The 7,743-nt window shown below is 66.0% G+C and carries 7 protein-coding genes; all 7 read right to left on the bottom strand.

What is annotated here, in order from left to right:
• Positions 1-395 precede the first annotated feature (395 nt).
• Entirely contained in the window at positions 396-1,655 is a 1,260-nt protein-coding gene (gene murA / locus ACFYO1_RS39220; protein WP_387243112.1) for a UDP-N-acetylglucosamine 1-carboxyvinyltransferase, read from the bottom strand.
• Between the two features lie 201 nt (positions 1,656-1,856).
• Complete coding sequence (locus tag ACFYO1_RS39215) at positions 1,857-2,438, bottom strand: cob(I)yrinic acid a,c-diamide adenosyltransferase (RefSeq protein WP_387243109.1); 582 nt, start codon at positions 2,436-2,438, stop codon at positions 1,857-1,859.
• A gap of 75 nt (positions 2,439-2,513) precedes the next feature.
• Entirely contained in the window at positions 2,514-2,930 is a 417-nt protein-coding gene (locus ACFYO1_RS39210; RefSeq protein WP_191094428.1) for a DUF2550 domain-containing protein, read from the bottom strand.
• 270 nt (positions 2,931-3,200) lie between these two features.
• Positions 3,201-3,578 carry a F0F1 ATP synthase subunit epsilon gene (locus ACFYO1_RS39205; protein ID WP_150407929.1) on the bottom strand — a complete coding sequence of 126 codons (378 nt, stop codon included), beginning with the start codon at positions 3,576-3,578 and terminating at the stop codon, positions 3,201-3,203.
• 5 nt (positions 3,579-3,583) lie between these two features.
• Positions 3,584-5,032 carry a F0F1 ATP synthase subunit beta gene (gene atpD / locus ACFYO1_RS39200; protein ID WP_387243105.1) on the bottom strand — a complete coding sequence of 483 codons (1,449 nt, stop codon included), beginning with the start codon at positions 5,030-5,032 and terminating at the stop codon, positions 3,584-3,586.
• A 19-nt stretch (positions 5,033-5,051) separates the two neighbouring features.
• Positions 5,052-6,023 (bottom strand): F0F1 ATP synthase subunit gamma, encoded by a 972-nt coding sequence (locus tag ACFYO1_RS39195; RefSeq protein ID WP_150407931.1) that lies wholly within the window; start codon positions 6,021-6,023, stop codon positions 5,052-5,054.
• Between the two features lie 66 nt (positions 6,024-6,089).
• Entirely contained in the window at positions 6,090-7,727 is a 1,638-nt protein-coding gene (gene atpA, locus ACFYO1_RS39190) for a F0F1 ATP synthase subunit alpha (protein WP_387243102.1), read from the bottom strand.
• Between the last annotated feature and the right edge of the window lie 16 nt (positions 7,728-7,743).

Genomic DNA, 7,743 nt, shown 5'->3' with positions numbered 1-7,743 from the left:
TGAGGAATCGGAACCAATAAAATATTGGCACTGACATTCATCGACACACTATTGAGTTCTCAAAGAACACACGCACACACCATCGCACGGATCTTGTCCGCTTGATCGGTGAGGCAACTTATCCAGCTTAGCTCAGCCGTTCCCCCAGAACCAAATCCGGGGTCTCGATCGAGCCAATGTGAGCGTCAGGCGCTCCTCGTACTACCTCGTGTCCCTGGCCGTCGCTTCGCGTTTCCGCTCAGCTCCTCGGCACCGGGTCGGTGTCCGTGTCGCTCTGACTCGAACTAAGTTACGTGTCTGCGTGCACCATGTCAAATCCCCTGATCAGAGGGGGTGAGACGCAGTAGCTCCGTGGCGGGTGCGGCTGGGCAGGAAGCGATTTGGGCGCCGGCGCATCATTCCGCCGCGCCGACTCGCGTCACTTCCCCACCCAGCGCCTGCAGCTGCTCGACGAAATTCGGGTAGCCACGGTCGATGTGGAAGACGTCGTGCACCTCGGTCGTCCCGTCGGCGACCAGACCGGCGAGTACGAGACCGGCGCCGGCCCGAATATCGGACGACCACACCGGCGCGCTCGACAACCGCGGGATACCGCGCACCACAGCGTGATGACCATCGGTCCGCGCGTCGGCGCCCAACCGGATCATCTCCTCCACGAAACGGAACCGCGCCTCGAAGACGTTCTCGGTGATCATCGACGTGCCGTCGGCGATCGCGGCGAGCCCGATCGCCATCGGCTGCAGGTCGGTCGGGAACCCCGGGAACGGCAGCGTGGAGAAGTTGACCGCGCGCGGACGCTCGGCCTGCACGACCCGAAAACCGTCCTGCTCGAACGAGATTCGCGCGCCGGCCGAGCGCAGCTTGTCCAGCACCAGGGACAGGTGCTTCGGATTGACCCCGGTCACCCGGACGTCACCCATGGTCATCGCCGCGGCAATGCCCCATGTCGCGGCCACGATGCGATCGCCGATCACGCGGTGCGTCGTCGGCGACAGACGCTTGACGCCCTGCACGGTCAGCACCGACGTGCCCGCGCCGGTGATCCGGGCACCCATCTGCACCAGCATGTTGCACAGGTCGACGATGTCGGGTTCGCGCGCCGCGTTGTCGATGACGGTCTCGCCCTCGGCGAGCACGGCGGCCATCAGGATGTTCTCGGTCGCGCCCACCGAGGGGAAGTCGAGCCGAATCTTGGCGCCCTGCAACTCGTCGGCCCGCGCGACCACGCAACCGTGCTCGATCTCGCTGGTCGCGCCGAGCAACCGCAGGCCGGCCTGGTGCATGTCCAGCGGCCGGGAGCCGATCGCGTCACCGCCGGGCAGCGCGACGACCGCGCGCTTGCAGCGCGCCATCAGCGGGCCGAGCACACAGACCGACGCGCGGAACTGCGTCACCGCGGGGAAGTCCGCGTGATACTTCGGTTCGGCCGGGGTGTCGATGGTGACCACCCCCGCGTCGATCGCGACGTCGCAGCCGAGGCCGCGCAGCACGTCACCCATCAGCGGCACGTCCAGAATGTCCGGGCAGTTCGTGATCGTGGTGGTGCCCTCGGCCAGCAAGGCAGCGGCCATCAGCTTGAGGACGCTGTTCTTGGCGCCCCCCACCGTGACTTCACCGACGAGTCGATTCCCGCCGGTAACCAAAAACCGTTCCATGCCGCCTCTCCGCGTATTCGGCGCACTGTTGGGTGCAAGGATAGTTGCGGCACTGTTCCGCCACTCCGGGTATTCAGCGCACTGGTGGGTGCCACGGTAGTTCGGTTGCGGGCCGGCGGTCTGGTGCCGGGGCCGAGTTCTGGGTGTACCCGGGGTGTACCCATGAACTCGAGGACGTGCGTCCTCGTGTCTCGAGCATTATCAGGTGCTCGACCTGGTTCCGCCGGGCTTCCACAGGATATCGCCGCCCGGATTGGCCACGCGGCTCAGGATGAACAGCAGATCCGAAAGCCGGTTGAGGTATTTGGCCGGCAAAACGTTCGTATCGTCCGGGTGTGTCTCGATCGCCGCCCACGCCGATCGCTCCGCGCGCCGCGCCACCGTGCGCGCCGTGTGCAGCAGCGCCGCCAGCGGTGTCCCGCCGGGCAGGATGAACGAATTCAGTGCCGGCAGTTCAGCATTGAACTCATCGCACCACCCCTCGAGCCGGTCGATGTAGGGCTGGGTGATGCGCAGCGGCGGGTACTTCGGCTCCGCGACAACCGGGGTGGACAGATCGGCGCCGGCATCGAACAGATCGTTCTGTATTTGCAGCAGGACTTCGCGCACCTGCGCCGCGGGCTGCCCGAGCGCGATCGCCACTCCGAGCGCGGCGTTCGTCTCATCGCAATCGGCGTACGCGACCAGGCGCGGATCGGTCTTCGCCACCCGCGAGAAATCGCTGAGACCGGTGGTTCCGTCGTCGCCGGTGCGCGTGTAGATCCGCGTCAGATGAACACTCACAGCCCCAACCCTAGCTCTCCGGCCTCCCCGCGAATCCAGGCCAGGCTCAGGTGCGACGATCTCGGTCCCATCCCACTAGCGCATTCGGCGCGTGCGGTCCGAGGGGCGAGACTCCACCCAGGACAAGAACGCGGTCCGCGACGCTCGATCCAGGGCCAGCTCGAAGCTGCCGTCCCGATCGGAGACCGCGATCACCGCGATGTCGTCGCTCATGATGTCGAATTCGTCGCCGACCGGTCCGCGGCGGTCGCCGATCTCGATGCCTTGACGGCGAATTGTGCAGTCGGGTCCGAGTTTCAAACTGGTCAACTTGAAAAAGACCATTCGGTCCTCGTCGTACCGGATCAATCCGTGCCGCCAACCCTGGCCGCCGCGCGCGGGCAGCACCCGCAACAGCGCCGCAGTTCCGCCGCGCCGCAACATGATCAGGCGATAGGTAGACGCGAGGGCCAAGAACACGAGCGTGAGCACCAGAATGATCAGGAGAACCATCCCGGTCTGCAATGCAGTTCGTCCCTTCGCTCTGTCGCCGTGGCGTCGACGCTCTATTCAATTGGCGGTCCCCGCAAGCTCCTCCGGGTCCACGGAAACCATCGCCTCCGGACCCGTCGGGCGCACCGCCGTGCGGTCATTCAACCACGACACCGAGTTTACAAACTGGGGGGCCGTGTATTAAGACGACCGTCAGTGCTCTTAAGACGACTGTCGGCGGCGAAGATCCCTTCGCCGCCGACAGTCTCGTGCTCTATATCCGGTTGTCGCTTACGCGTTCGCAGCCTGCTCGGCCGCGCGGACCTGGGCCTGCGCCGCCAGCTGGTCCTCTTCGCTGGCCGCCGAGTCGGCCAGCACGCGCCGAGCCGCCTCGACATCCACCTCGTCGGCGAATTCCGCCGACTCGGCCAGAATCCGGACCGTGGTGGCGGTCACCGAGAAGAAGCCGCCGTGCACCGCCGCGACGATGCGCTCGCCCTCGGTGGACACGATGGCCACGGTGCCGCCCTCGACCAGCTGGCCGAGCAGCGGCTCGTGGCCCGGCATGATGCCGATCTGACCCTCGGTGGTCTGCGCGGCCACGAACGTTGCCTGGCCGGACCAGAGCAACCGTTCGACGGCGACGAGATCAACTGACATTTCCGACATCGGGACTACTTTCCGGCGATCTTCTTCGCGGCCGCCTCGACATCGTCGAGACCACCGCAGCTGTTGAACGCCTGCTCCGGGAAGTGGTCGAACTCGCCCTTGCAGACCCGGTCGAAGTCGTCGATGGTCTGCTCCAGCGGAACCACCGAACCGACCTGGCCGGTGAACTTCTCGGCCACGATGAAGTTCTGGCCGAGGAACTTCTCCAGGCGACGGGCGCGGCCGACGAGGACCTTGTCCTCTTCGGAGAGCTCGTCCATGCCGAGGATGGCGATGATGTCCTGCAGTTCCTTGTACTTCTGCAGGATTCGCTTCACCTCGTTGGCCACGGCGAAGTGCCGGTCACCAACAATGGAGGCCTCGAGGATCCGGGACGTCGAGGTCAGCGGGTCGACGGCCGGGTAGATGCCCTTCTGCGAGATCGGGCGCGAAAGCTCGGTCGTCGCATCGAGGTGGGCGAAGGTGGTGGCCGGCGCCGGGTCGGTGTAGTCGTCGGCGGGCACGTAGATCGCCTGCAGGGAGGTGATCGAGCGACCACGGGTCGAGGTGATGCGCTCCTGGAGCTCACCCATCTCGTCCGCGAGAGTCGGCTGGTAACCGACGGCCGAGGGCATGCGGCCGAGCAGGGTCGACACCTCGGAACCGGCCTGGGTGAACCGGAAGATGTTGTCGATGAACAGCAGCACGTCCTGGTGCTGCACGTCGCGGAAGTACTCGGCCATGGTGAGGGCCGAGAGGGCGACGCGCATACGGGTGCCCGGCGGCTCGTCCATCTGGCCGAAGACCAGGGCGGTATCCGGGAGGACGCCCATCTCTTCCATTTCCAGGCGGAGGTCGGTGCCCTCACGGGTGCGCTCGCCGACGCCGGCGAACACGGAGGTACCCGAGAACTCCCGCGCGATACGGGTGATCATCTCCTGGATGAGCACGGTCTTGCCGACACCGGCGCCACCGAACAGGCCGATCTTGCCACCCTTCACGTACGGGGTGAGCAGGTCGATGACCTTGATGCCCGTCTCCAGGATCTCGGTCTTACCCTCGAGCTGGTCGAATGACGGGGGCTTGCGGTGGATGCCCCACTGCTCGCCGTCGCGGCCGAGACCCGGGCTGTCCAGGCAATCGCCGAGGGCGTTGAACACGTGGCCCTTGACCACGTCGCCGACCGGAACCGAGATCGGCTTGCCGGTGTCGGTGACGGGGGCGCTGCGGACCAGGCCGTCGGTGGGCTGCATGGAGATGCAACGCACGATGCCGTCGCCGAGGTGCTGAGCGACCTCGAGGGTCAGCGTCTTGGCCACCGAGGTCAGGGTGATCTCGGCGTGCAAGGCGTTGAACAGGTCGGGAATCGAGCCCCGGGGGAACTCGACGTCGACGACGGGGCCGATGACTCGGACGACGCGACCTGAGTCTGCGCCGGTCCGACTCGTGTTGTCTTGCGTGACTGCTGCGGTCATTTTTCTCTTCCTGCGCTTCTTAGTCGCGGTCCGAGCTCGAAGCCAGCGCGTTTACGCCGCCGACAATTTCGCTGATTTCCTGCGTGATCTGGGCCTGCCGCACCGAGTTCGCCTGCCGGGACAGATCCGTGGCGAGGTCGTTGGCGTTATCGGTGGCTGCCTTCATTGCGGTGCGCCGAGCCGCGGACTCGGATGCCGCTGCCTCGAGCAACGATGAGTAGATACGCGTGTTGATGTACTTCGGCAGCAGGGCCGCCAGCAGTACATCGGCGTCGGGCTCGAACTCGTACTGCGCGTGCACATCCGCCGTCGGCGAATCGGACACGAAGTCCTCACCCATGTCGAAGTTCTCGTCGACGTAGCTGACCTGGATCGGCGCCAGCCGGCGCACCTCCGGGGTCTGGGTCAGCATCGACACGAACCGCGTGTACACGATGTGCAGCTCGTCCACGCCCGCGATGTCGCCGGTGCCGTTCGGCGCGGGAACCACGCCCTCGGAACCGGCCATGAACGCCTCGACCAGGTGGTTGCAGGCGGCCGACGCATCGGTGTACTTCGGCTGCTGTGAGAACCCGGTCCACGAGGCGACGGGGGTGCGGTTACGGAAGGTGTAGTACGTGAGGCCCTTGTTGCCCATCACGTAGATCACCGGCTCTTTACCCTCGCCACGCAGGGTGTGCATCAACTCTTCGGCGCGCTTGAGCACGTTGGAGTTGTAGCCACCGGCCATGCCGCTGTCGCTGGTGATCACCAGCACCGCGGCCCGGCGCGGCTCGGCGCGCTCGGTCAGCAACGGGTGGGTCAGGTTCTTCGACGCGTTCGCCAGTTCACCGAGGACCTTGGTGATCTCCTCGGCGTACGGCTTGGCGGCCGCAACCCTGGCCTGCGCCTTGGAGATTCGCGAGGTCGCGATCAGCTCCTGGGCCTTGGTGATCTTCTTGATCGAATTCACACCACGAATGCGGGAGCGCAATTCACGCAAGCTTGCCATCAGCGGTTCACACTCCCTTCATTCGTCTCGAGATAACGAGTAGCTCGCATCAGTCCAGAACCCGCGTCACTTCTCGACGTGCTTGCGGGTGACCGAGAGCGTCTCGACCTCTTCGTGCTCGAGATCGCCCGCCTCGGCCTCGTTCACCACACGGCTGCCGTCGGAGGCGAGGAAGCCCTGCTTGAACTTGTCGGTCTCCGCCTTGATCTGGTCGGCGGCCTCGTCCTTGAGCACCTTGCCACCCTCGATCGACTTGAAGGCGTCGGCCGCGGCGCGGTGCAGGTGCTCGAGCAGTTCGCTGTTGAACCGGCGGATGTCGGCGACCGGAACCGAGTCGAAGCGACCGTCGTCGACCAGGAAGATCGAGACGATCTGGTCCTCGACGGCGACCGGGGAGTACTGGTCCTGCTTGAGCAGCTCGACCCAGCGGGCGCCGCGCTCGAGCTGCGCCAGCGACGCGGCATCGAGGTCGGAGGCGAACGCGGAGAACGCCTCCAGCTCGCGGAACTGCGCCATTTCCAGGCGCAGCGAGCCGGCGACCTTCTTCATGCCCTTGGTCTGGGCCGCGCCACCGACACGGGAGACCGAGGTACCGACGTTGATCGCCGGGCGGACACCCTTGTTGAACAGGTCGGACTCAAGGAAGACCTGGCCGTCGGTGATCGAGATGACGTTGGTCGGGATGAACGCCGAGATGTCGTTGGCCTTGGTCTCGATGATCGGCAGACCGGTCATCGAGCCGGCGCCCATCTCGTCGGAGAGCTTGGCGCAACGCTCGAGCAGACGCGAGTGCAGGTAGAAGACGTCACCCGGGTACGCCTCGCGGCCCGGCGGGCGACGCAGCAGCAGCGAGATGGCGCGGTACGCCTCCGCCTGCTTGGTCAGGTCGTCGAACACGATGAGGACGTGCTTGCCCTGGTACATCCAGTGCTGGCCGATGGCCGAACCCGTGTACGGCGCAAGCCATTTGAAGCCGGCCGAGTCGGACGCGGGGGCCGCGACGATGGTGGTGTACTCCAGCGCGCCACGGGCCTCCAGCGCGGACTTGACGCCCGCGATGGTGGAGCCCTTCTGACCGATCGCGACGTAGATGCAGCGCACCTGCTTGCTCGGGTCGCCGGAATCCCAGTTCGCCTTCTGCGCCAGGATGGCGTCGATGCAGACCGCGGTCTTGCCGGTCTTGCGGTCGCCGATGATCAGCTGACGCTGGCCACGGCCGATCGCGGTCAGGGCGTCGATGGCGGTGATGCCGGTGGCCAGCGGCTCCTCGACCGGCTGACGCTCCAGCACGGTCGCGGCCTGCAGTTCCAGCACGCGACGCTCGTCGGCCTCGATCTCGCCGAGGCCGTCGATCGGCTGGCCGAGCGGGTCGACCACGCGGCCGAGGAAGTTGTCGCCGACCGGAACGGAGAGCACGTCGCCGGTCCGGCGGACCTGCTGGCCCTCTTCGAGGTCGGCGTATTCGCCGAGGATGACCGCACCGATCGAGCGGTCTTCGAGGTTCAGCGCCACGCCGAGCACGCCACCCGGGAACTCCAGCAGCTCATTGGCCATTGCCGAAGGCAGGCCGCTGACATGCGCGATGCCGTCGCTGGTGTCGGTGACCACACCGACTTCTTCGATGGAGGTCTCGGGGGTGTAACTCTGGGTGTAGCTCTCGATCGCGCTACGGATCTCGTCGGAGGAGATCGTCAGCTCCGCCATGTTCTTCCTGCTCTCG

Source organism: Nocardia sp. NPDC006044, assembly GCF_042871115.1.
Lineage (GTDB): Bacteria > Actinomycetota > Actinomycetes > Mycobacteriales > Mycobacteriaceae > Nocardia.
The sequence above is the reverse complement of the archived record's forward strand: the minus strand, read 5'-3'. Positions and strand labels throughout refer to the sequence as shown.

Coding starts and splice junctions, on each gene's coding strand:
- murA (WP_387243112.1), bottom strand. CDS start 1,655: ATGGAACGGTTTTTGGTTACCGGCGGGAATCGACTCGTCGGTGAAGTC.
- ACFYO1_RS39210 (WP_191094428.1), bottom strand. CDS start 2,930: ATGGTTCTCCTGATCATTCTGGTGCTCACGCTCGTGTTCTTGGCCCTC.
- ACFYO1_RS39205 (WP_150407929.1), bottom strand. CDS start 3,578: ATGTCGGAAATGTCAGTTGATCTCGTCGCCGTCGAACGGTTGCTCTGG.
- atpD (WP_387243105.1), bottom strand. CDS start 5,032: ATGACCGCAGCAGTCACGCAAGACAACACGAGTCGGACCGGCGCAGAC.
- ACFYO1_RS39195 (WP_150407931.1), bottom strand. CDS start 6,023: ATGGCAAGCTTGCGTGAATTGCGCTCCCGCATTCGTGGTGTGAATTCG.
- atpA (WP_387243102.1), bottom strand. CDS start 7,727: ATGGCGGAGCTGACGATCTCCTCCGACGAGATCCGTAGCGCGATCGAG.